21 protein-coding genes are annotated in these 22,994 nt (G+C 64.4%); 9 read left to right on the forward strand and 12 right to left on the reverse strand.

Features of this window, described 5'->3' with window-relative positions; all coding sequences use genetic code 11:
* Together BG83_RS0102155 and BG83_RS0102160 are read left to right on the forward strand one after the other, a co-directional pair.
* Entirely contained in the window at nt 1–774 is a 774-nt protein-coding gene (locus tag BG83_RS0102155; RefSeq protein WP_024975181.1) for a glycosyltransferase family 2 protein, read from the forward strand.
* Complete coding sequence (locus tag BG83_RS0102160; protein ID WP_024975182.1) at nt 761–1,603, forward strand: glycosyltransferase family 2 protein; 843 nt, start codon at nt 761–763, stop codon at nt 1,601–1,603. The genes BG83_RS0102155 and BG83_RS0102160 overlap by 14 nt, the downstream gene beginning before the upstream one ends.
* Nucleotides 1,604–1,618: 15 nt before the next feature.
* Here BG83_RS0102160 and BG83_RS0102165 read toward each other — a convergent pair whose 3' ends face one another.
* On the reverse strand, nt 1,619–2,401 hold the full coding sequence (locus BG83_RS0102165; protein WP_024975183.1) for a glycosyltransferase family 25 protein: 783 nt from the start codon (nt 2,399–2,401) through the stop codon (nt 1,619–1,621).
* Between the two features lie 233 nt (nt 2,402–2,634).
* On the opposite strand from BG83_RS0102165, the gene msbA reads away from it, so the two are divergent.
* Nucleotides 2,635–4,359: a lipid A export permease/ATP-binding protein MsbA gene (gene msbA / locus BG83_RS0102170; RefSeq protein ID WP_024975184.1), complete on the forward strand. Its 1,725-nt coding sequence runs from the start codon at nt 2,635–2,637 to the stop codon at nt 4,357–4,359.
* A 51-nt stretch (nt 4,360–4,410) separates the two neighbouring features.
* A complete protein-coding gene (locus BG83_RS0102175) occupies nt 4,411–5,007 on the forward strand; it encodes a peroxidase-related enzyme (RefSeq protein WP_024975185.1) in 597 nt (198 codons plus the stop codon).
* 13 nt (nt 5,008–5,020) lie between these two features.
* On the opposite strand, the gene BG83_RS0102180 is transcribed toward BG83_RS0102175, so the two are convergent.
* On the reverse strand, nt 5,021–5,920 hold the full coding sequence (locus tag BG83_RS0102180) for a LysR family transcriptional regulator (RefSeq protein ID WP_024975186.1): 900 nt from the start codon (nt 5,918–5,920) through the stop codon (nt 5,021–5,023).
* 93 nt (nt 5,921–6,013) lie between these two features.
* On the opposite strand from BG83_RS0102180, the gene mdlC reads away from it, so the two are divergent.
* The 4 genes from mdlC (at nt 6,014) to BG83_RS0102200 (ending at nt 11,541) form a co-directional block, all read left to right on the forward strand.
* The gene (gene mdlC, locus BG83_RS0102185) at nt 6,014–7,603 is read left to right on the forward strand and encodes a benzoylformate decarboxylase (protein ID WP_024975187.1); all 1,590 of its coding nucleotides are present in this window, start codon (nt 6,014–6,016) and stop codon (nt 7,601–7,603) included.
* A gap of 32 nt (nt 7,604–7,635) precedes the next feature.
* Nucleotides 7,636–9,087 carry an aldehyde dehydrogenase gene (locus tag BG83_RS0102190; protein WP_024975188.1) on the forward strand — a complete coding sequence of 484 codons (1,452 nt, stop codon included), beginning with the start codon at nt 7,636–7,638 and terminating at the stop codon, nt 9,085–9,087.
* A gap of 6 nt (nt 9,088–9,093) precedes the next feature.
* Nucleotides 9,094–10,035, forward strand: coding sequence for a ketopantoate reductase family protein (locus BG83_RS0102195; RefSeq protein WP_024975189.1), 942 nt, complete (start codon nt 9,094–9,096; stop codon nt 10,033–10,035).
* 114 nt (nt 10,036–10,149) lie between these two features.
* On the forward strand, nt 10,150–11,541 hold the full coding sequence (locus BG83_RS0102200; RefSeq protein WP_051541436.1) for an MFS transporter: 1,392 nt from the start codon (nt 10,150–10,152) through the stop codon (nt 11,539–11,541).
* A 20-nt stretch (nt 11,542–11,561) separates the two neighbouring features.
* Here BG83_RS0102200 and rng read toward each other — a convergent pair whose 3' ends face one another.
* The 8 genes from rng to BG83_RS0102240 all read right to left on the reverse strand — a co-directional run bounded on the left by rng (nt 11,562) and on the right by BG83_RS0102240 (nt 18,809).
* Nucleotides 11,562–13,031, reverse strand: coding sequence for a ribonuclease G (rng, locus tag BG83_RS0102205; protein ID WP_024975191.1), 1,470 nt, complete (start codon nt 13,029–13,031; stop codon nt 11,562–11,564).
* 125 nt (nt 13,032–13,156) lie between these two features.
* A complete protein-coding gene (locus BG83_RS0102210) occupies nt 13,157–13,780 on the reverse strand; it encodes a Maf family protein (protein WP_024975192.1) in 624 nt (207 codons plus the stop codon).
* Complete coding sequence (rlmH, locus tag BG83_RS0102215; RefSeq protein WP_024975193.1) at nt 13,777–14,247, reverse strand: 23S rRNA (pseudouridine(1915)-N(3))-methyltransferase RlmH; 471 nt, start codon at nt 14,245–14,247, stop codon at nt 13,777–13,779. Before rlmH ends, BG83_RS0102210 begins: the two co-directional genes overlap by 4 nt.
* A gap of 21 nt (nt 14,248–14,268) precedes the next feature.
* Entirely contained in the window at nt 14,269–14,886 is a 618-nt protein-coding gene (gene rsfS / locus BG83_RS0102220; RefSeq protein ID WP_024975194.1) for a ribosome silencing factor, read from the reverse strand.
* Between the two features lie 74 nt (nt 14,887–14,960).
* Nucleotides 14,961–15,671: a nicotinate-nucleotide adenylyltransferase gene (locus BG83_RS0102225; protein WP_024975195.1), complete on the reverse strand. Its 711-nt coding sequence runs from the start codon at nt 15,669–15,671 to the stop codon at nt 14,961–14,963.
* Nucleotides 15,668–16,576 carry an oxygen-dependent coproporphyrinogen oxidase gene (gene hemF, locus BG83_RS0102230; protein WP_024975196.1) on the reverse strand — a complete coding sequence of 303 codons (909 nt, stop codon included), beginning with the start codon at nt 16,574–16,576 and terminating at the stop codon, nt 15,668–15,670. Before hemF ends, BG83_RS0102225 begins: the two co-directional genes overlap by 4 nt.
* 155 nt (nt 16,577–16,731) lie before the next feature.
* Nucleotides 16,732–18,000 carry a phosphoribosylamine--glycine ligase gene (gene purD, locus BG83_RS0102235; RefSeq protein ID WP_024975197.1) on the reverse strand — a complete coding sequence of 423 codons (1,269 nt, stop codon included), beginning with the start codon at nt 17,998–18,000 and terminating at the stop codon, nt 16,732–16,734.
* A gap of 83 nt (nt 18,001–18,083) precedes the next feature.
* Nucleotides 18,084–18,809, reverse strand: coding sequence for a YebC/PmpR family DNA-binding transcriptional regulator (locus BG83_RS0102240; protein WP_024975198.1), 726 nt, complete (start codon nt 18,807–18,809; stop codon nt 18,084–18,086).
* A 173-nt stretch (nt 18,810–18,982) separates the two neighbouring features.
* Here BG83_RS0102240 and BG83_RS0102245 point away from each other — a divergent pair, with 173 nt between their 5' ends.
* A complete protein-coding gene (locus BG83_RS0102245; RefSeq protein WP_024975199.1) occupies nt 18,983–20,548 on the forward strand; it encodes a helicase HerA-like C-terminal domain-containing protein in 1,566 nt (521 codons plus the stop codon).
* A 68-nt stretch (nt 20,549–20,616) separates the two neighbouring features.
* On the opposite strand, the gene upp is transcribed toward BG83_RS0102245, so the two are convergent.
* Together upp and BG83_RS0102255 are read right to left on the reverse strand one after the other, a co-directional pair.
* The gene (gene upp / locus BG83_RS0102250) at nt 20,617–21,267 is read right to left on the reverse strand and encodes a uracil phosphoribosyltransferase (protein ID WP_024975200.1); all 651 of its coding nucleotides are present in this window, start codon (nt 21,265–21,267) and stop codon (nt 20,617–20,619) included.
* 65 nt (nt 21,268–21,332) lie between these two features.
* Entirely contained in the window at nt 21,333–22,811 is a 1,479-nt protein-coding gene (locus BG83_RS0102255) for an NCS1 family nucleobase:cation symporter-1 (RefSeq protein WP_024975201.1), read from the reverse strand.
* Nucleotides 22,812–22,994: the final 183 nt, after the last annotated feature.

Genomic DNA, 22,994 nt, shown 5'->3' on the forward strand with positions numbered 1-22,994 from the left:
ATGTCCGTATCCAATCGAGCCACGCTCGCCGTCATCATCGTCGCCAAGAACGAAGTCGCTGATATCGGCGACTGCATCCGTTCGGTGCGCGAATGGGCGGACGATGTCATCGTCTTCGACTCGGGTAGCACGGACGGCACGCAGGATATCTGCCGCCAACTTGGTGCGCGCGTGTTCGAGACCGACTGGCCCGGCTACGGCGAACAATCCAACCGTGCTCTGCGCGAAGCCCGTACCGACTGGGTGCTCTCGCTGGATGCCGACGAGCGCATCAGCCCCGAATTGCGCGCCGAGATGATCGCCGTACTCGAATCGGGCAGTTCGCACACTGTCTACTCGATGCCGCGCAGCTCCAGCTTTTGCGGCCGCTTCATGAAACACTCGGGCTGGTGGCCGGACCGCATTCGTCGCTTTTTCAAACGCGAGCAGGTGACATTCTTCGATGCACCGGTGCACTCGCACCTGGTCTTTGAGGGGACGGTGGGCGACTTCCGCGCGCCGATCATTCACTACTCGATTCCCGACCTGAAGGCTGCGCTCGACAAGGCCAACGATTATTCGACCGCCGGTGCGGCCGCAGCCTATGCCAAGGGCAAACGCGCCTCGCTGGGCAGCGCGATCGGCCACGGGCTGTGGGCGTTCATCCGCACGTACATCATCCAGCGGGGCTTCCTTGATGGCGCGGAGGGCTTCATGCTCGCCGTGTCGAACGCCGAAGGCACGTATTACCGCTACATCAAACTGATGATGTTGCATCGTCATGGCAAGCGCTGAGCCGCCGCGTCGCATCGCCCTCATCGTTACGACGTATAACCGCCCGGACGCGCTCGCCCGCGTACTGGCTGGGTGTGGCGCACAGACCGACCACGCATTCGACGTCATCGTCGCCGACGACGGTTCGCGCGATGACACACGCGTAGCGGTCGAAATGGCAGCCAAGACCGCACCGTATCCGTTGCGCCATGTCTGGCACCCAGACGATGGCTTTCGTGCTGGTGAGATACGCAACCGCGGCGTGCTGGCGACGGATGCCGACTACCTTGTTTTTCTCGATGGCGATTGCGTGCCGCGTCCGGATTTTGTGGCCCGGCACCGCGCGTTGGCCGAGCAGGGGCGCCTGCTGTCTGGCAGCCGCATCCTGCTGAATGAAGCGATGACGCGTGAGGTCGTCGCCCAGCAGATCGATATCCACCTGAAGGACTGCGCGTATTGGTTTGCCGCCTGGCGCGCGGGCCGCATCAACAAATTCCTGCCGCTCATGGTGCCGGGTTTGCCGTTGCCGCGCACGTTCAAGGGCACCAGCCTGCGCGGCATCAAAAGCTGCAACCTCGGCGTGTGGCGCAGCGATTTCGAGTGTGTGAACGGCTTCGATCAGAGCTTCGTCGGGTGGGGTCATGAAGACGCCGATCTGGTTGTGCGCCTGTACAACGCCGGGGTGCGGCGCAAGCGCGGCTTCTGCGCGACCGAAGTCTTCCACCTATGGCATCGCGAACAATCGCGCGCGCAGGAGAGCCCCAACTATCAACGCATGATGGCCCGCCGGAATACCGACATCATCCGCGCGGAAGTCGGGCTTGCGGAACTGCGAGAGCAAGGCGCCTGAGCGGCGCCGTCATGCTCACCAAGTCTTCTTCTGCTTGGCGATGCCGAGGAATGGCCGCACGAAGATCTGATAGAGGAACTTGCGCACGAAGATCTGGTGCAGATGATGGCCGACACCGAGCCGGTTGTCGGCTTCACGGCTTTTGATGGCGCGATCGGCTTCCAGGTTGGAACCGCTATCGAAGTTCTGCACGCCAATCACATAAGGCACGACCGCACGCATCTGCACGATGCCTTCACGCTCGAACTTGTACCAATAGTCCGCTGCCAGCCACACGGGATAGAGCTGCTCGACCATGCGCTTGGCCGCAGCGCGCGTGACGAAATAGCCATGCGCGAGCCACTGGTAGTTGGCGAGTTTGACCGTGCGGTGGTCAGCTGTGAGCGATTCGGCGCCGCCCTTGTAGTAACGGTCGATGTGCGTGAGCAGGATGACGACCGGTTCGTCCGGTGGCACGCTCTGAGCCAGCGCATCGAGCACGGCGGGCACATCGGGCCCGAGTTTGGCGTCGTCTTCGAGGATGAGCGCGTAGGGCAGGTTTTGTTCGATGATTGCCCGGTAGACGCCAAGGTGGCTTAGTGCGCAGCCGACTTCGCCGACGGTCAATTCTCGGCTCTGGCCAATAGCGCGCGCATGGTCATAGTGGCGCGCAAGTTCGTCGGCGGGAAGTGTCTTGCCGTACACACCCGGGAAGCGGCTATGCGGCAGGCCAAGCGCATCGAGCTGGCGTTCCAGCGCCTCGCGGCGACCGGCGTCGTGGTCGAGATTGATGAAAAACGTGGGAACGCGCGAACTCATTGCGGAAGCGTCAGATGATGCGTCGGTCCGTCTTGACCGGGGATTGCGCAGCAGGATGGGCCGGGTGGTGGATTGCCGCTAAAATGCCGGGTCGCCCGTCTGTCGGATGACAGCCGCTGCAACGCACTTGATGTCGGCAGAGCCGATCGCCATGCGACGCAAGCTGCCCACCCTCATTTGAAAACGCCGTGAGTATACAAGCAAAGTCTGATCACCCAGCGCCCGCCAAGCCGATGCTCAAGCGGCTGTGGGGCTACCTGCGCCCCGAATTGACCGCTTTCATCCTGGCAATGGTTGCCATGGGCGTGGTGGCAGCCACGGAGGGGATCATCCCGAAAGTCGTGAAGGATTTGCTGGATCAGGGCTTCGGCGGTGAATACGTCGGCAGGCTGTGGCAGGTGCCGGCCATGTTGGTGGGCATTGCCGTGGTGCGTGGGATCGCGCAATTTGCATCGACGTATCTGTTGAGCCTGGTGTCGAACAAGGTGCTGCTGAATCTGCGGATGAAGATGTTCGAGCGCCTGCTGCAGGCGCCGGCTTCGTACTATCAGCGCAATACGGCGGCGTCGATCATCAACGCGGTCATCTTTGAAGTGAACCAGGTGCTGCAGGTGCTGACCGGCGTGTTCATCACGCTGGTACGCGATTCAATGACGGTGCTGGCGCTGTTGATCTTCCTCTTCTACACCAACTGGCGCCTGACGCTGGTGGTGGCGGTGATCCTGCCGATCATCGGGCTGCTGATGTCGCGTATCAACCGCCGCCTGCGCTCGCTCAACCGCGAGAGCCAAAACCTTACCAACCAGGCCGCCTATGTGGTGGAAGAGGCCGTGGGCGGTTACAAGGTCGTCAAGCTGCACGGCGGCGAAGCGTACGAATCGCTGCGCTTCAATGCCATGACGAACCGTCTGCGTGGTTACGCCATGCGCGTGGCCGTGGCCGGTGGCCTGAACCAGCCGGTGACGCAGTTTCTGGCGGCGCTGGCGCTGTCGATCATCCTGGCCATTGCCATGATGCAGGCACAGGCCAACCAGACTACGGTCGGCGGCTTTACCGGCTTTGTGATGGCGATGCTGTTGCTGATCTCGCCGCTCAAGCACCTGACCGATGTGAATCAGCCGCTGCAGCGCGGCCTGACCGCCGCTGAGTTCATCTTCGGCCTCATCGACACGCCAATCGAACCGCAAGAAGGCGGCAAGAAGATCGATCGTGCCCGCGGCGATGTCCGCTTCGACAACGTCACCTTCCGCTATGGTGAAGATGGTCGGGCGGCGCTCGACAACGTGAATCTGCACGTCAAGCCGGGCGAGGTCGTCGCGCTGGTCGGACCGTCGGGCAGCGGCAAGACCACGTTGGTGAATCTGCTCCCGCGCTTCTTCGATCCGACCTCTGGCACGATTTCGCTCGATGGCGATGCGCTGGCGGATCTGGCGCTGTATGACCTGCGCCGCCAGATCGCTTTCGTGAGCCAAGATGTGGTGCTGTTCAACGACACCATCGCTGCCAACGTCGCCTATGGCGCGCGCGACGCCTCCGAGATCGACATGGCCCGCGTGCGCCGTGCGCTGGAAGCGGCTTACCTGACCGATGTGGTCGACAACCTGCCCGAGGGCATCGATACCAATGTCGGCGACAACGGTTCGAAGCTGTCCGGTGGCCAGCGCCAGCGCCTGGCGATTGCCCGTGCGATCTACAAGGACGCGCCGATCCTGATCCTGGATGAAGCGACTTCCGCACTGGATTCCGAGTCTGAGCGCCAGGTGCAGGCCGCGCTCGAACGGCTGATGGAAGGCCGCACGACGCTGGTGATCGCGCACCGGCTGTCGACCATCGAAAATGCCGACCGCATCATCGTGCTGGAGCACGGCAAGATTGCCGAAGCCGGAACGCACCGCGAACTCATCGAGCGCGATGGGTTGTATGCTGGACTCCATCGCATCCAGTTCGCTACCCAGTAAGTCTTGCCTTCAGGGCGGCGTGCTCAGGATGCTCAAATCAAAGGAGACATCGTGACGACCACCACGCCGCCCATCAGCCGGTTCCCCGTTCCTGAGCTGGCCGACATTCCCGAAGATATCCGTGCGCGCATCCTGGAGGTGCAGGAGAAGAGCGGCTTTGTGCCGAACGTCTTCCTGGCGCTGTCACATCGGCCGGACGAGTGCCGTGCGTTCTTTGCGTACCACGACGCCCTGATGCTGCGCGAAGGCAGCAGCCTCACCAAGGGCGAGCGCGAGATGATCGTGGTCGCCACGTCCGCCGCCAACCAGTGCCTGTATTGCGTGGTCGCGCACGGCGCCATTCTGCGCATCTACGAGAAGAAGCCGTTGGTGGCCGACCAGGTTGCCGTCAATTACCGCAAGGCCGACATCACGCCGCGCCAGCGCGCCATGCTCGACTTCGCGATGAAGGTCTGCACCGCTTCACACACCGTCAACGACGCCGACTATGAAGCGTTGCGCGCGCACGGTTTCGATGACGAGGACATCTGGGACATCACCGGCATCACCGCGTTCTTTGGCCTGTCCAACCGCATGGCGAATGTGATTTCGATGCGGCCCAATGACGAATTCTTCCTGCTCGGCCGCTTGCCGCGCGAGAAGAAATAGGGCGCCAGGGTGCCTACGCCGTCAGCTCGCGCAGCGCTTCGAGCAGCTTGACGGCGGGGCTCGGCAGAATGCCGTGGCGGCGCCGGAACGCTGTGAGCGTGCGGCGCGCGACCAGGCCGGGAATCGGCAGCGGCTCGATCACGCCGGCACGGCGCTCCGCATCGATCATCGGTTCTGCCATCCAGCTCAGGAAACCGGAGCGCGCCACGAGGCTCTTGAGTGCCGTCACCGAGCGCGTTTCCACCACGATGTTCGGCAAGCCATGTCCGGCTGCTTCGAATACCTGGCGCATGTGCTCGTACGGGCCGGTACCGCGCGGTGGAACGGCCCAGAATGCATCCAGCGTATCGGCCAATGTCAGGCCAGGGCGATGGCGTAGCGAATGCTCCGGTGACGCGACCACGAAACTCGCATCCTCCCAGCGGCAATCCGCGATGGCGATGATCTCGTCGGTATCCGGCATCGCCATCGACAGCGCGAGATCGATCTCGTGCTTGACCAACCCTTCGGCCAGCCGGTCCCATACGCCTTCCAGTATCTCCACGCGCAGGTTCGGCCAGCGGGCTACCACAGTGCCCACGGCCAACGGCAAGACATAGCTTGCGATGCTGCCGACTGCGCCCACGCGGATCGTGCCCTTGGCAAGCCCGCGCATCGCATCGATCTCTTCCTGTGCGTAATCGGCCTCGCGCTGAAGCAGCGAGGCGTGTGGCAGGAGTGCCTGCCCGATCGCGGTGAGCTGCATTCCCTTGGAGTGCCGCTCGAACAGCGGCGCGCCCACCTCGTCTTCCAATCGCTTGACGATGCGGCTGAGTGCCGGCTGCGTGACGTGCAGGACCTCCGCCGCACGCCCAAGGCTGCCGGCGGAGACGATAGTGGTGAAGGCGCGTAGCTGGCGTAGATCGAAAGTCATGCCAAAAGGTAATGACTTTGACGAAATAATTCAATATCGCGTTAATCGCTACGGATTCCATACTGGCAGCCTGTTTCAAGGAGGACTGCCTGTATGACCCGCACTTCGCTCGCGCTGATCACCGTGCGCGACGCCACGATCGACCTGCTGCGCCGGCTCGGCATGACCCACGTGTTCGGCAATCCGGGCTCCACCGAGCTGCCGATGTTTCGCGATTTTCCGGAGGATTTCCGCTACATCCTGGGCTTGCAGGAAGCCGTGGTGGTCGGCATGGCGGACGGCTTTGCGCAGGCAACGGGCAATGCCGCGCTGGTGAACCTGCATTCGGCGGCCGGTGTCGGCAATGCCATGGGCAACATCTTCACGGCCTTCAAGAACCGCACGCCGCTCGTGATTACCGCCGGGCAGCAGGCACGATCCATTCTGCCGTTCGATCCGTTCCTCGCTTCCAACCAGGCGACGGAGTTGCCCAAGCCGTATGTGAAGTGGAGCATCGAGCCCGCGCGTGCGCAAGATGTGCCGCTGGCGCTGGCCCGCGCGTATCACATCGCCATGCAGGAGCCCCGGGGCCCCGTTCTGGTGTCGATTCCGGTGGATGACTGGGACCAGACGACAGAGCCCGTTGCCGTGCATGAAGTGGCCACCGCGGTGCGGCCCGATCCGGTCACGCTGGCGCGCATCGGCGACCTGCTCGACGCGGCGCAGCGGCCGGCGTTCGTGGTTGGGGCCGCGGTCGATCGCGCTGGCGCGTGGGATACCGTCGTGCAACTCGCCGAGGCGCACAACGCGCGCGTGTTCACCGCACCAATGGCTGGGCGTGGCGCGTTTCCGGAAGACCATCGGCTGTTTGCGGGTTTCCTGCCCGCCATGCGTGAAAAGATCGTCAGCCTGCTGCAGGGGCACGACGTGGTGTTCGCGCTCGGCGCACCGGCGTTTACGTACCACGTGGAAGGCCATGGGCCGCATGTGCCGGTCGGGGCGAGGCTCGTGCAGTTGATCGACGATCCAGCGACCGCTGCCTGGACGCCGGAGGGCATTTCCGCCGTTGGCAACATCCGCCTGGGCGTGCTGGATCTGCTCGCCCGCCCCGCGCCACCGGCACGGCCGCTGCCCGCGCCACGCGTCAAATCGCCGCGAGCTGAGCCGGGTTCGCCCATGTCGGTTGCGTTTGCGTTGCAGACGCTCGATGCCGTGCGCGGCCCGGCAGACATCGTCGTCGAAGAGGCTCCGAGTGCACGCTCGACCATGCAGGCCTACTTGCCGATGCGCCGCTCCGGCGCCTTCTACACCATGGACAGCGGCGGCTTGGGCTACGGCATGCCGGCGGCAGTCGGCGTGGCACTCGCCAAACCGGGCACACGCGTGATTGGTCTGATTGGCGACGGATCGAGCATGTATTCGATCCAGGCGCTGTGGAGCGCTGCGCTCCTCGAGTTGCCCATGACGTTCGTGATCCTGAACAACCGCCGCTATGCTGCCCTGCAGGATTTCGCGCCGGTGTTCGGCTTTGCCCCAACCGACGCAGTGCAGGGCACGGATCTGCACGGCATCGATTTTGTCGGCCTGGCCAGTGCGATGGGCTGCACAGGCCAGCGCGTGAGCGACCCGCATGCGCTGGAAGCCGTACTGCGTACAGCGCTGCAATCCGCCGGACCAACCTTGATTGAAGTGGAGATCGCCTGATGACGAATACGAACATTGCCCCGCCGGACGCGGTGCAGACCATCTCGATGCTCATCAACGGCGAGCGCGTGCAAGCTGCCAAGGGTGCGGTGTTCGAGCGGCGGAATCCGCTTGACGGCACCGTGGCCACGAGGGCACCAGCCGCTACCGTGGACGATGCGCGTCGCGCTGTTGATGCTGCAGCGGCAGCATTCCCCGCCTGGGCCGCGATCAGCCCGAGCGAGCGCCGCGCGTTGTTGATGCGCGCTGCACAGGCGTTGGAAGCCAAGGGCGAGGCTTTTGCCGTCGCGATGGCCGCAGAGACCGGCGCCTCCGCGCTGTGGGCGGGCTTCAACGTGCATCTCGCTGCGAGCGGTTTGCAGGAAGCCGCCGCCATGGTCACGCAGATTGCGGGCGAGATCATTCCATCTGACGTGCCGGGCAGCCTCGCCATGGGCGTGCGCCAGCCGGCAGGCGTGGTGCTGGGTATTGCGCCGTGGAATGCGCCGGTCATCCTGGCGGTGCGCGCGATTGCGTTGCCACTGGCGTGCGGCAACACCGTCGTGTTGAAAGGCTCCGAGATTTCGCCGGCGACGCACGGGTTCATCATCGAAGCCTTGCAGGAGGCGGGCTTGCCAAATGGCGTCGTCAATTTCGTGACGAATGCTCCGGCCGATGCGGGCGCGGTGGTGGAGGCGATGATTGCGCACCCAGCGGTGCGTCGCGTCAACTTTACGGGCTCCACGCGCGTGGGCCGCATCATCGCGCAGACTTGCGCGACGTATCTGAAACCCGTCGTGCTGGAGCTGGGCGGCAAGGCGCCGCTGCTGGTGCTGGCGGATGCGGATATCGACGCCGCCGTCGATGGTGCGGCCTTCGGCGCGTTCGCCAATTCTGGCCAGATCTGCATGTCCACCGAGCGCATCATCGTCGACGAATCTATCGCCGACGCGTTTGTCGGCAAGCTGGCTGCCAAGGCTGCAGCGCTGCCGCTGGGCGATCCGCGCAAGGGGCCGGCGGTGCTCGGCTCAGTGGTCGACATGAGCACAGTCGAACGCTGCAATCACCTCATCGACGACGCCCTCGCCAAAGGCGCGAAGCTGCTGTGCGGCGGCAAGGCCGACAGCACGCTGATGCCTGCCACGCTGCTCGACCACGTCACGCCCGATATGCTGATCTACTCGGAAGAATCGTTCGGCCCGGTCAAGGGCATCGTGCGTGTGAGCGGCGACGATGCCGCCGTCGCCTGTGCGAATGACAACGCATACGGTTTGTCGTCCGCCGTGTTCAGTCGCGATGTAGCGCGCGCGATGAACGTCGCGCGCCGCATCGAATCGGGCATCTGCCATATCAATGGCCCCACGGTGCACGACGAGGCACAAATGCCGTTTGGCGGCGTCAAGGCAAGCGGTTTTGGGCGCTTCGGCGGTCGCGCTGGTGTGGCGGAGTTCACCGAGCTGCGCTGGATGACGGTACAGACCACGCCGCGCCATTACCCGTTCTGAGCCGAGATGCCGACGAAGATCTCAATCCTCGGCGCGGGCGCGATGGGGTCGTTGTTCGGCGGGCTGCTCGCCGAAGCCAACCAGCATGTCACGCTGCTCGACATCAACGATGCGCATCTGCATGCGATTGCCGCGCACGGTTTGCGGCTGGAAACCGACACTGGCGATCGCCACGTCCGCAACCTGCAGGCCCTGCGCCCGGGCGACGCGACGGACGTACCCGACTTGCTGATCGTCTTCACCAAGGCGATGCATACGCGTGCGGCACTCGCGAGCGTGCGTCACCTGCTTGGCCCGGCAACGCATGTGCTGACGCTGCAGAACGGGCTGGGCAACGTGGAGGCGCTGGCTTCGATGGTGCCGCCGGAACGTATCTTCGTTGGCGTGACCACGTGGCCGGCGGACCTTGCTGGCCCAGGCCACGTGCGCTCACATGGCGCAGGTGCGATCCGCCTGATGAGCGCAGACGGCGAGCGGCTCCCGATGCTGGCACGTGTGGTGGACGTGCTGTCCGCCGCCGGCCTGAACTGCCAGGCGGATGCGAACGTATGGGGCGCCGTGTGGGAGAAGGTCGCCTTCAATGCCGCGCTCAATCCGCTGTGCACAGTGCTGAAGCAGTCCGTCGATGCGCTGGGCGCGGTGGAAGACGGCCCGACGTTGGCGCTGAACATCGTGGACGAGGTGCTGGCCGTGGCGCGCGCCAGCGGCATTTCAGTTGATGCCGCAAAGGTGAACGACAACGTGCGGCACGCCATCGTCGCGCATCGGGGGCACAAGCCGTCGATGCTGCAGGACGTGCTGGCTGGACGCCCCACCGAGATCGAATCCATCAACGGCGCCGTGGTGGCAGCGGCGCGCCGGCATGGCGTGCCTGTGCCCCACACCGAGACGTTGATGCAATTGGTGCGATTGGTGCAGGCGAGCACCGTGCACCAGCAGGCGCCTTAGCAGGCCGGGATACGCAGGGTTTCATTCGATGGCGCGCAGACGCCACCTCAACGGAGACAACCACATGAAGTGCAATTGCAGATTGCCGAGCGCGGCGTCCAAACGGGGGCCGGTATGAACGGAAACCAGACCACGATCGATATCGGTACGGTCCTCGACGATGGGCCGTTTTCCCTCGCGCAGAAGTTGGCGGTGCTGCTTGCGGCCTTCGCCATCGTCATGGACGGCTTTGACGGTCAGTTGATCGGCTTTGCCATTCCCGTGCTCATCAAGGAGTGGGGTATCACGCGCAACGCGTTCGCCCCGGCAGTGGCCGCCGGCCTGGTCGGTATGGGGCTGGGCAGCGCGTTGGCGGGCCTGTTTGCCGATCGCTTCGGGCGACGCTGGGCGTTGATCGGGAGCGTGTTCGTGTTTGGCGTAGCGACATGCTCGATCGGTTTTGCACCCAATGTGGCGACGATTGCCGCGCTGCGATTTATCGCCGGCCTGGGCATTGGTGGCGCGCTGCCGAGCTCCACGACGATGACGGCGGAGTTCACGCCTGCGCGTCGCCGCACGTTGGCGGTGACGGCCACCATCGTATGCGTGCCTCTGGGCGGGATGCTGGCAGGCTTGTTTGCCGGCCACGTGCTGCCGCTTTATGGCTGGCGCGGGCTGTTCTGGATTGGCGGTGCGCTGCCGCTCGTGCTTGGATTTGTGCTGGTGGTCGCGCTGCCTGAATCGCCGCGCTTCCTGGCGCGTCGCCAATCGCACTGGCCGCAGCTTGCACATTTGCTGTCGAGGATGGGGCGCGATGTGCCCGCCAATACGGCGTTTGCCGATGTGGCTGGCCAGAAGGTCATTCAGCACGCCAGTTTCCGCTCGCTCTTCGCGCCGGGGCAGGCACGGGATACGGTCGCGCTGTGGGCGGCGTTCTTCATGTGCCTGCTGGCCGTGTACGCGGCGTTCAGCTGGTTGCCGACGATGCTGGCTTCAGAAGGTTTGAGCGTGGCTGTGGCCGGTTCGGGCCTGACGGCGTACAACCTGGGCGGCGTGATCGGCGCCTTGGTTTGCGCGGTCACCATCGCGCGATGGGGTTCACGTTGGCCAATGGCGATGTGTTGCGTGGGCGCGGCCGCGAGTGCCTTTGCGTTGCAGGGTGTCGATGCCAAACTGAACACGAACCTGCTGATCGTCGGTCTTGGGCTGCACGGGCTATTCGTCAACGCCGTGCAATCGACGATGTATGCGCTGTGCGCCTACGTTTATCCGACGGCGGTGCGCGCGACAGGCACGGCATCGGCGGTGGCGTTCGGACGGCTGGGCGCGATCCTCAGCGCATTTGCAGGCGCGATGGTTATCACCGCCGGTGGGTCGGTGGCCTATCTGGCAATGCTCGGGATTGTGATGCTGGTGGTGCTGGCCGCGCTGCTGGCGATGCGTGAGCAAATTCCCCGCCTAGCGGAGCGCGCGCAAGCATCCATGGCAGCGGCGCCGGTTCCGCACGGCAGCCCGGTCAAACCGTAGCTGCCGCGCTGGGAGCCGTGCTACATCAGGATGATGTCGTATTGCTCCTGGCTGGCCGCCGACGATTCCACTTGCAGCGAAATCGGCTTGCCGATGAAATCGCCCAGCATCGCAAGGTGCTGGCTTTCTTCTTCCAGGAACAGATCAATCACCGCTTGCGAAGCAAGGATGCGAAATTCGCGCGGATTGAACTGCCGCGACTCACGCATGATTTCGCGCAGGATGTCGTAGCACACCGTGCGTGGCGTCTTCACCTGACCCTTGCCCTGGCACACCGGGCACTGCTCGCAGAGCACGTGCGCGAGCGATTCCCGCGTGCGCTTGCGCGTCATCTCCACCAGCCCAAGCTGCGAGAAGCTGTTGACGGTGATGCGCGTGCGGTCGCGTGACAGCGCCTTGCGCAGTTCCGCCAACACCGCGTCGCGATGCTCGGCCGACTCCATATCGATGAAGTCGATGATGATGATGCCGCCCAGGTTGCGCAGCCGCAGTTGCCGCGCGATGGTGTGGGCCGCTTCCAGGTTGGTCTTGAAGATCGTGTCGTCGAAGTTGCGTGCGCCCACGTAACCGCCGGTGTTGACGTCGATGGTCGTCATCGCCTCGGTCTGGTCGATCATCAGGTAGCCACCCGATTTCAGGTCGACCCGGCGCGACAGCGCGCGCTCAACCTCCGCCTCGATGTTGTACAGATCGAAGATTGGCCGTTCGCCGGTGTAATGCGTCAGGCGCTCGACTACGGCCGGTGTGTACTCTTGCGCAAACTCGACAAGCTTCTGATGGTTCTCGCGCGAATCGACCTGGATGCTGCGCGTTTCGTCCGTCACGAAATCGCGCAGCACGCGCTGGGCGAGGTTCAGGTCCTGATACAGGATCGACGGGGCGGGCAGGGTGGTCGCGTTGTGACGGATGGTCGCCCAGATCTTGCGCAGGTAAGCAACGTCGTTGGCAAGTTCTTCGTCGGTCGACTCTTCGGCGATGGTACGCACGATGAAGCCACCGCGTTCCTCAGTGGGCACCATGGCGGTCACGCGCGTGCGCAGCGCCTCACGCTCGGCCTCGTTACCGATCTTCTGCGAGATCCCGATGTGCGGGTCTTGGGGTAGATACACCAGCGTGCGGCCGGCAATGCTGACCTGCGTGGACAGCCGCGCTCCCTTGGTCCCGATCGGGTCTTTGATGACCTGCACCATCAGCGCCTGGCCCTCGAAGAGCGTCTTCTCGATGGCGACCTGGGGGGCGGGTGGCGCGTCCTTGGCGTCACGCGGGTGCCAGATGTCGGCCACATGCAAAAACGCCGCGCGCTCGAGCCCGATGTCGATGAAGGCCGATTGCATGCCGGGCAGCACGCGCACCACCTTGCCAAGGTAAATGTTGCCGACCAGGCCGCGCGTTAGCGTGCGCTCGATGTGAAGTTCTTGAACGGCGGCTTGCTGGACGATGGCCACGCGCGTTTCTTGCGGCGTGATATTGACGAGGATGTCTTCGGACATGGGGGTACCTGGAGAGCGGGTTTCAGCACCCGCCTCCGGGCTTGATCGTATGCGCCCGAAGCGTGTCTTGAAACCGGCCCTCGCACGCTGTCCGGTGCGTGCTTCAGCGGCCGGTCAGGGGCGAGTTACAGCGTGATGCTCGCCTGTGCGAGTAGTGCGGCGGTCTCGAACAAGGGTAGGCCCATGATACCCGAATAGCTTCCCGAAATATGGGCGACAAAGGCGGCTGCGCGACCCTGGATGCCGTACGCGCCCGCCTTGCCGAAGGGCTCGCCGCTGGCGATGTAGCGGGCGATGTCGTTGTCCGTCAGCACGGCAAAGCGCACATCGGAAACAGACAGCGCGTGCATTGGCGTGCCGCTGGCGGTGACGACCGTCACGGCGGTCAGCACGCGATGTTCGCGGCCGGACATGGCGCGCAGCATGCGATGCGCATCGGCGGCGTCGGTCGGCTTGCCGAGGATCTCGCCGCCCAAGCATACCGTGGTGTCGGACGTGAGGATTGGTCGGGCGGGGAGGTCGCGTGCAATGCGGCGGCGCACCGCGGCTTGTGCCTTCAATGCGCAGACACGTTGGACGTAGTCATCGGGCGTCTCCCCGGGGAGCACGGCTTCCAGCGCTTCGGCATCTTCATCTTCGCCGGCCAGCAGCAGCTCGAAACGCGCGCCGATCTGGCGCAACAGTTCCTGCCGGCGCGGGCTCTGCGAGGCGAGATAGAGGTGCGGCGCGCCGGGTGCATCCATGGTCATACGCGATGATATGGGTGGTTCTGCGTGATGCTCCACGCGCGGTAGAGCTGCTCGGCCAGAAGCACGCGCACCATGCCGTGCGGCAGCGTCAGGCTCGATAGGCGGATCAGCATGCGAGCCTTGGCCTTGAGCGCCGGGTCCAGCCCATCCGCGCCGCCGATCACGAAGGCGATGTCGCCGCCTTCCTGTTGCCATCCGGCGAGGGATTCAGCCAGTGCGACGGTGGTGAGGTCTTTGCCGCGCTCATCCAGCGCGATCATGCGGCAGCCCTTGGGCAGCGCGGCTTCAATGCGCGCCGCTTCAAGCTGCATGACGGTGGCAGCGGTGCGACTGCCGGAGCGCTGCTCAGGCTTGATTTCGCGCAGTTCGATGCGCAGTTCGGGCGGCATGCGCTTGGCGTATTCAGAGAAGCCGTCCTCGATCCAGGACGGCATCTTGTGCCCCACGGCAACGATCAGCAACTGCATGGCGAGACTGCGCGCTCGACGTTACGCTGCGCGCTTCTTGGCCGGAGCGCGCTTGGCTGCCGTCTTGGTTGCCGTTTTTGCGGCGGTCTTGGTGGCGGTCTTGCCAGCACCGGTAGCCCGCTTGGTGGCGGGCTTCTTGGCGGGAGCCTTCTTGGCCGGTGTTGCGGCCTTGGTCGGGCGTTCACCTGCCAGCTTCGGCTTGGTGGTGCGACGCTTGGCCGGCGTGACCTCTTCGGCCTCGTCTTCCTCGTCGTCGTAACCTTCGCTGGCCTTGGGCAAGCCACGCTTGCCGGTGCCGCCCAGTTCGATGCGCACCGGCTTGTCACCCCAGATCTCTTCGAGGTTGTAGTACTGGCGCAGCTGCGGCTGCATGATGTGGACCACGGCGTCGCCGCAGTCGACCAGCACCCATTCGCCTACGTCTTCGCCTTCCACGGCGATGACGTGGCCGCCGGCTTCCTTGACGGCGTCACGCACCGATGCGGCCAGAGCTTTGGTTTGGCGGTTAGACGTGCCGCTGGCGATGACCGTACGGTCGAACAGTTCGGTCAGGTGGGTCGTATTGAAGACCTTGATGTCTTGCGCCTTGACGTCTTCGAGCGCGTCGACGATCACGCGTTGTAGTTTGCGAATATCCATACTGAGTGAGAAGAACGTTTAAAAGGCGAGAAAAAAGGTCGAAAAGAAGCGCGTGAATGCGGTCAATCACGCGGTCAAGCACTGACCGTGCCATTGGCACGGCGGTACAGCGAATGCGATTGGATCAAGTCGGCCACGCCGGCGGGCAGGTCGATGTCGCAGCGCGCGCCGGTGGCAAGCTGCCGGCGCAGGCGGGTGGACGACAGGTCGACAGCCAGGGTCTGGTCGATCCACATATGGCCTGCGGGTGCGCATTGTATCAATGCCGTGCCGGCCCGGCGCACATCGAGTTCGCGCTGCACCGGCGCATGTAGCGCCTGAAGGTCGAAACCGGGGCGTGTGGCGACGCACAAGTGAACGTATTCGAACAGGTCCTGCCAGCCGTGCCAAGTGTCCAGGCCGACGAGCTGGTCGGCGCCCATGAGCCATGCCATGGAGGTGTCCGGGCCGTAGACACCCCGCAATTCACGCACGGTGTCGATGGTGTAGCTGGGCCCGTGGCGGTCGACTTCCATGCTGCTCGCGTGGACTCGGGCGCGGCCGCCGCGCACCGCTTTGGCGGCCAGTTCGGTCATGGCAAAGCGCAGCGGCGCGGGCGTGATGTCGGCGGCTTTCTGCCAGGACACGCCGGTCGGGATCCACAGCAGCTCATCCAGGTCGAGGCGGGCAATGCACAGCTCGGCCAGGGCGATGTGGCCGACATGCGGCGGATCGAACGTGCCACCCAGCAAGCCAAGCCGATAAGGGCGATCGAGATCGGGGCGCACGAACGTGGGAAGCGTCATACCCAATCGCGCGCCGGCAGGAAATCGGTGTACAGCGCCGCTTCCGGCGAACCCGGTTCCGGCTGCCAGTCGTAGCGCCAGTTGGCCACCGGCGGCATCGACATCAGGATCGATTCGGCGCGGCCGCCGCTTTGCAGGCCGAACAGCGTGCCGCGGTCGAATACGAGGTTGAACTCGACATAGCGGCCACGACGATAGGCCTGGAAGGCGCGCTCGCGCTCACCGTAGGGCGTGGCGTGGCGTTGTTCGGCGATGGGCAGCCAAGCGGGCAGGAAGGCGTCGCCAACCGAGCGCATCATCTCGAAGCTGCGCTCGAAGCCCAGCTCCGCAAAGTCGTCGAAGAATATGCCGCCGACGCCGCGCGCTTCCTTGCGGTGCTTCAGATAGAAATAATCGTCGCACCATTGCTTGAAGCGCGGGTACAGCTCGTCGCCGTAGGGCGCCAGGGCGCCCTGGCAGGTGCGGTGGAAGTGTGCGGCGTCTTCGGTGAAGCCGTAATAGGGCGTGAGATCCATGCCGCCACCGAACCACCAGACGGGCTCGGCGTCGGGGCGCACGGCGACGAAGCAGCGCACATTCATATGCACCGTCGGCACGTAGGGATTGCGTGGGTGGAAGACCAGCGACACGCCCATTGCCTCGAAACCGCGCCCCGCCAATTCTGGCCGGTTGGCGGTGGCCGACGGGGGCAGGGTGTCGCCCATCACGTGCGAAAAACCGACGCCCCCGCGCTCAAGCAGCGCGCCGCCTTCCAGAATGCGGGTGCGACCGCTGCCGCGCAGGCGCTCGGTGGGCGGCTTCTCCCACGCGTCGGTGACGAACGTGCCGCCGTCCAGCGCGCTGGCGGCAGTGGTGATGCGGTCCTGCAGGTCCAGCAGGTAGGCGCGGACGGCTTGGGTATCCATGCGATCAGAAGGGGCCGCTCGTAGGGGCGAGTCAGGCCGAGTCATACGGTTGTCACCATTGTAGCGGGCGGGCAGCCGGGGCAAGTCGGGGATCACCCGGGGTGACGGATGCCGCGCCTGCCCCATGGTGGGGCATCAGCGCGGCTGGCTATTGCTTAATGGCGGATGGCGCGATGGCCGATATCGGTCCGGTACTGGGCGCCGTCAAAGTGGATCTGCTCGATGGCGTTGTACGCCGCACGCTGGGCCGCTTTGACGGTATCGGCCAGGCCAACCACGCACAGCACTCGGCCGCCGTTGGTGGTCAACACGCCGTCCTTGAGCGTGGTGCCAGCGTGGAAGGTGACGCTGTCTTCGGTTTCCTTCGGGATGCCGGTGATGACGTCGCCCTTGCGCGGCGTGTCCGGGTAATTGTGTGCGGCCATAACCACGCCCAGCGCGGTGCGGCGGTCCCAGTCCAGCTCCATGCCGTCGAGCTTGCCGTCGATGGCGCGGTCGAGCACGTCGTACAGATCGGTCTTCATGCGCGCCATGATGGGCTGCGTTTCCGGATCGCCCATGCGGCAGTTGAATTCGAGCGTCTTGGGGTTGCCTTCTGCGTCGATCATCAGGCCGGCATACAGGAAACCGGTGTAAGGAATGCCATCCTTCTCCATGCCTCGGATCGTCGGCATGATGATCTCGCGCAGCGCGCGGGCGTGCAGCGTGGGCGTGACCACCGGCGCGGGCGAGTAGGCGCCCATGCCGCCCGTGTTGGGGCCGGCGTCGCCGTCGAGCAGACGCTTGTGGTCCTGGCTGGTGGCCAGCGCCACGACGTTTTTGCCGTCGCACACGACGATGAAGCTGGCTTCTTCGCCAGCGAGGAATTCTTCGATCACCACGCGCGCACCGGCGTCACCGAGGCGGTTGTCAGCCAGCATCATGTCGATGGCGCTGTGCGCTTCTTCGGCGGTCATTGCCACGACCACGCCCTTGCCGGCGGCCAGTCCATCGGCCTTGATGACGATCGGGGCGCCTTCCTGGTCAATGTACGCGTGTGCCTGCGCAGCATCGCCAAAGGTCTGGTACTTGGCGGTCGGAATGCCGTGGCGGTGCATGAACGCCTTGGCGAAATCCTTCGACGATTCGAGCTGCGCGGCGGCCTTGGTTGGCCCGAAGATGCGCAGGCCCTTGGCGCGGAACAGGTCGACGATGCCGGCGGCCAGCGGCGCCTCCGGCCCGACCACCGTGAAGTGGATGCCCTCGCGCTCGGCAAAGGCGGCCAGCACTTCCGGATCCGTGATCGGGAGGTTCTGCAGGCGCTTGTCGAGCGCCGTGCCGCCGTTGCCGGGGGCCACGTATACCACCTGCACCTTGGGCGAGCGTGCCAGCTTCCATGCCAGGGCGTGCTCTCGACCGCCCGAACCGACCACCATCACTTTCATGCTGTACCTACTCAAAAAATCGAAATCTGGAAAACAAAAACGGCGATCGTGAGGTCGATCGCCGTTATGCGCGTGTCCGGGACTTACTCCCCGATGACCGCGTTGGTGAAGACTTCCTGCACGTCGTCCAGGTTTTCCAGGACGTCGAGCAGCTTCTGCATCTTGACCGCGTCTTCGCCGGTGAACTCGACTTCGGTCTGCGGCTTCATGATGACTTCGGCCAGTTCCGCCTTGAAGCCGGCGGCTTCCAGCGCGGTCTTGACCTTGGTGAAATCGTTGGGCGGGCAGATGACTTCGAGCGAGCCGTCTTCATGCGTGACGACATCGTCGGCGCCGGCTTCGAGCGCTGCGTCCATCAGCTTGTCTTCGGGCGTGCCCGGCGCATAGATGAACTGACCGATGTGGTCGAACAGGAACGCGACGGAGCCCGATGTGCCCATGTTGCCGCCGTACTTGTCGAAACCGTGGCGGACTTCGGCCACGGTGCGCGTGCGGTTATCGGTCAGGCAGTCGACGATCACGGCTGCGCCGTTGATGCCGTAGCCTTCGTAGCGGATTTCTTCGTAGTTCGCGCCTTCCAGGCCACCCACACCGCGCTGGATGGCGCGGTTGATGTTGTCCTTGGGCATGTTCGCGTCGGTGGCCTTGTCCATGGCCAGGCGCAGGCGCGGATTGGAGTCGGCATCGCCGCCGCCCAGACGGGCCGCCACGGTGATTTCCTTGATCAGGCGCGTCCAAACTTTGCCGCGCTTGGCGTCGGCAGCGGCTTTCTTATGTTTGATATTGGCCCATTTGGAATGACCGGCCATGAAACTCTCCGAGCGGAATGCAGTGGAATCTGGCGCTCAGATGGCGGTTTGACGCCACCTGCACGCTCTATAATCGGTCGCGGATTTTAGCATGCTGCACACGCCCGCCGCCCCGTCCATCCGGTCGACTTGCTGGCGTGTCGTCCCCCCAGATTGATCCTCGTCCAAACGCCATGACCGATCCCATCCTGATTGCCAAGAACGCCAAAGCGGAGTTGGTGCTGTTGCCCCAGCTCGCCAACCGGCATGGCTTGATCACCGGCGCCACTGGCACCGGCAAGACCGTCACCCTGCAAACGATCGCCCAGGGCCTGTCGAAGATCGGCGTACCGGTTTTCCTGGCCGACGTAAAAGGTGATCTGACCGGCATTTCGCAAGCTGGCCAGTCCAACGACAAGCTCAAGGCCCGCCTGCAGGAGCGCGGTCTGGAAGAGCCGCAATGGGCCAACTGCCCGGTCACGTTGTGGGATGTGTACGGCGAGCGTGGCCACCCCGTGCGCGCCACCGTGTCCGACATGGGCCCGCTGATGCTCTCGCGCATGCTGGAGCTGAATGACATCCAGACCGGCGTGCTCAATCTCGTCTTCAAGATTGCTGATGACTCGGGCCTCGCGCTGCTCGACATGAAAGACCTGCGCGCGATGCTCCAGCACGTTGGCGAGCACTCGTCGGACTACACGAACAAGTACGGGAACATCTCGTCGGCCAGCATCGGGGCCATCCAGCGCAACCTGATCGCGCTGGAAGAGCAGGGCGCCGACCAGTTCTTCGGCGAGCCGATGCTGGATATCAATGACCTGATGCAGACCGTGCGCGGCCAGGGTGTGATCAACATCCTGGCGGCCGACAAGCTGCTCAATGCGCCCAAGTTGTACGCGACGTTCCTGCTGTGGATGCTCTCTGAATTGTTCGAGCATCTGCCGGAGGTGGGCGACGTGGACAAGCCCAAGCTCGCCTTCTTTTTTGACGAGGCGCACCTGCTGTTCAATGACGCGCCGCCGTCGCTGCTGCAGAAGGTGGAGCAGGTGGTGCGGCTGATCCGCTCCAAGGGTGTGGGCGTGTACTTTGTGACGCAGAACCCCGCCGACGTGCCGGACACGGTGCTTGGCCAGCTCGGCAACCGCGTGCAGCACGCGCTGCGGGCCTTCACGCCGCGCGATCAGAAGGCCGTCAAGGCGGCAGCGACAACGATGCGCGCAAATCCGGAATTCAGCATCGAAGAGGCCATTGGCGAATTGGCCGTGGGCGAGGCGCTGATCTCAATGCTGGACGAGGGCGGCCGCCCCGAGGTTACGCAGCGTGCGTTCGTCGTCCCGCCCGCATCGCGCATCGGCCCGATCTCGGACGACGAGCGCCGCGAGCTGATGACCAATTCGCTGGTGGCCGGCCGCTATGAGGCGGCAATCGACCGTGAATCGGCGTACGAAATCCTGAGCGGCCGCGTGGCAAACGGCGGGCCGGCATCTGCGCCGGCACCCGGTTCCATCGGTACGGATTTCGGTGCATCGACAGGTTCAGTGCCCGCACCGGCGCCTGCGCCTGCGCCCGCGCAACCGGAGAGCGGCTGGCTTGGCGATGTCGGCGCAATCCTGACGAAGGGTACGGGCCGCAGCGGCCGGGGCGATTCGATTGTCGAAACATTGGCCAAGTCGACGATGCGCACCATCGGTTCGACCGTCGGGCGCGAAATCGTGCGCGGCGTGCTGGGCAGCATTCTGGGCGGATCGAAGAAGCGCTGAGCGCCCCGACGTACCAAAGACAACAGCCGGCATTGCCGGCTGTTTTTGTTCGCGCTGGGAGCGTGCGATCAGTTTTTCGTGCCGAAAAGGCGGTCGCCCGCATCGCCCAGGCCCGGGATGATGTAGGCGTTTTCATCCAGGTGCGAATCGAGCGACGCCACGAACAGCTTCACGCCCGGATGCGCCTGCTGGAATACCTCCACGCCTTCGGGCGCCGCCACGAGCGCCAGGAACAGGATGCTCTCGTCGGGCACGCCGCGCTTCTTCATCACGTCGACGGCGTGTACGGCGGAGTAGCCGGTGGCGACCATCGGATCGCACAGGATAAAGGTGCGGTCCTCCAGATCAGGCAGGCGCACGAGGTATTCCACCGGGCGGTGTTGCTCGTCGCGGTACACGCCGATGTGGCCGATGCGTGCCGACGGAATCAGTTCCACCAGACCGTCGCTCATACCTACGCCTGCGCGCAGCACCGGCACCACAGCCAGCTTGCGGCCCGCGATGACGGGCGCTTCCATCGGGCCCATCGGCGTGTCGATGTGGCGGCTGGTCAGCGGCAGGTTGCGCGTGATCTCGTAGCCCATCAGCAAGGTGATCTCGCGCAGCAGCTCGCGGAACGTGCGCGTCGACGTGTCCTTGTCGCGCATGTGCGTGAGCTTGTGCTGGATCAGCGGGTGATTGAGGATGAACAGGTTCGGAAAGCGCGGATCTTGTTTCATGGCGGCAAGGAATTCTCAGATGGGGCGCATTGTACCGGCGCGCCCCGTGCCGATTGTGGGGGTGCTCAGCGGCGCCCGCGCATCAGGATCACATACACCACGGCCGAAATCGCGAGTCCCACGAACCATGCATACGTGTATAGCGCTTCGAACACGCCCGGCACGCTGGCGACGAACCCGGCCTGCTTGAAGAAGCCCGGCAGATTGGGCAGAACACCGATGACGAGCGCGACGATGGCACGGCCATTCCAACCGTTGCCGTAACCGTACGGGCCGTCCATGCGGAACAGCTCGCCGGTCTTCAGCACGGTGCGACGCACCAGGAAATAGTCGACCATCATGATCCCGGCCACCGGCCCTAGCAGTGCGCCGTAACCGACCAGCCACGTGAAGATGTAGCCCTTGGTCGTCTCCAGGATCTTCCACGGCATCATCGCTAGGCCGATGCCCGCCGTGATGTAGCCGCCGATGCGGAACGAGATGCGATGCGGCGCCAGGTTCGAGAAGTCATACGCCGGCGAAACCACGTTGGCGGCGATGTTCGTCATCAGCGTGGCGGTGATGAGCGCCAGCAACGCCACGATGACCGACGGGCCCGTCATCTTGCCGGCCAGCGTGACCGGATCCCAGATGGCCTGACCGTAGATGACCACCGTGGACGACGTGACGAGCACGGCCACCAGCGCCAGCAACCCCATCGGCAAGGGCAGCCCGATTGCCTGCCCGACAAGCTGATCGCGCTGGCTGCGCGCAAAGCGGGTGAAGTCGGGAATGTTCAGCGCCAGCGTGGCCCAGTAGCCCACCATGGCAGTCAGCGACGGCCAGAAGAAACCCCAGAACTCGCCGGCGCGCTTGCCGCCCGCCGAAAACGCCGATGGCGCCGACAGCATCGGGCCAAAGCCGCCCGCGTTGATATACGCCCACCAGACCAAGCCAAGTGCTGCCAGGATCAGCAGCGGGGTGGCCAGCGCCTGGAAGCGCTTGATCGATTCGAGCCCCTTGGTGATCAGCCAGATGTGCAGCGCCCAGAACAGCAGGAAGCAGAAGCCCTGGCCCGGGTTGATGCCCAGCCCCGGAATGTTGCTGCCGACCAGCATGTTGTCGGTGACGACGTTGAGGATCGTGTAGATCGCCTGGCTGCCCAGCCACGTCTGGATGCCGAACCAGCCGCATGCCACGATGGCCCGCAGAATGGCCGGCAACTGCGCGCCGCGCACGCCGAACGATGCGCGCACCAGCACAGGGAAAGGGATGCCGTACTTGGTGCCGGCATGACCTACCAGCACCATCGGCACCAGCACGATCAGGTTGCCCAGGAACACCGTCAACACGGCCTGCCACCAGTTCATGCCCTCGCTCATCAGGCCGGAAGCCAGCATGTAGGCCGGCACCGACACCACCATCGACACCCACAGCGCGGCGTAGTTGGTCGCCGTCCAGGTGCGGGCAGCCTGCGGGGTCGGGTTGAGGTCTTCGTTCCAGAGCGTCGGGTCGGGTGCCCCGGCAGCGTCCGCAGAGAACGCGGGGGAGGTGGTTTGGCTCATGTCGATGAGGAATCCGTTGTCGTTGTTGATATTCGGAATGCTGGCGCGATTGTACGGCGGTCCCGTGTGCCCCAAAGCGAAACCTGTGCCACGTGCGGTGCACCCCGCGCCGGAACGTTTTGTTGAATTCCAATACAATCGACGACGCTCTCCAACGCCGCCCGCATCTCTCCGCGCCCCGCT

Origin of the sequence: Ralstonia pickettii (assembly GCF_000607165.1) — a bacterium.
GTDB lineage: Bacteria > Pseudomonadota > Gammaproteobacteria > Burkholderiales > Burkholderiaceae > Ralstonia > Ralstonia holmesii.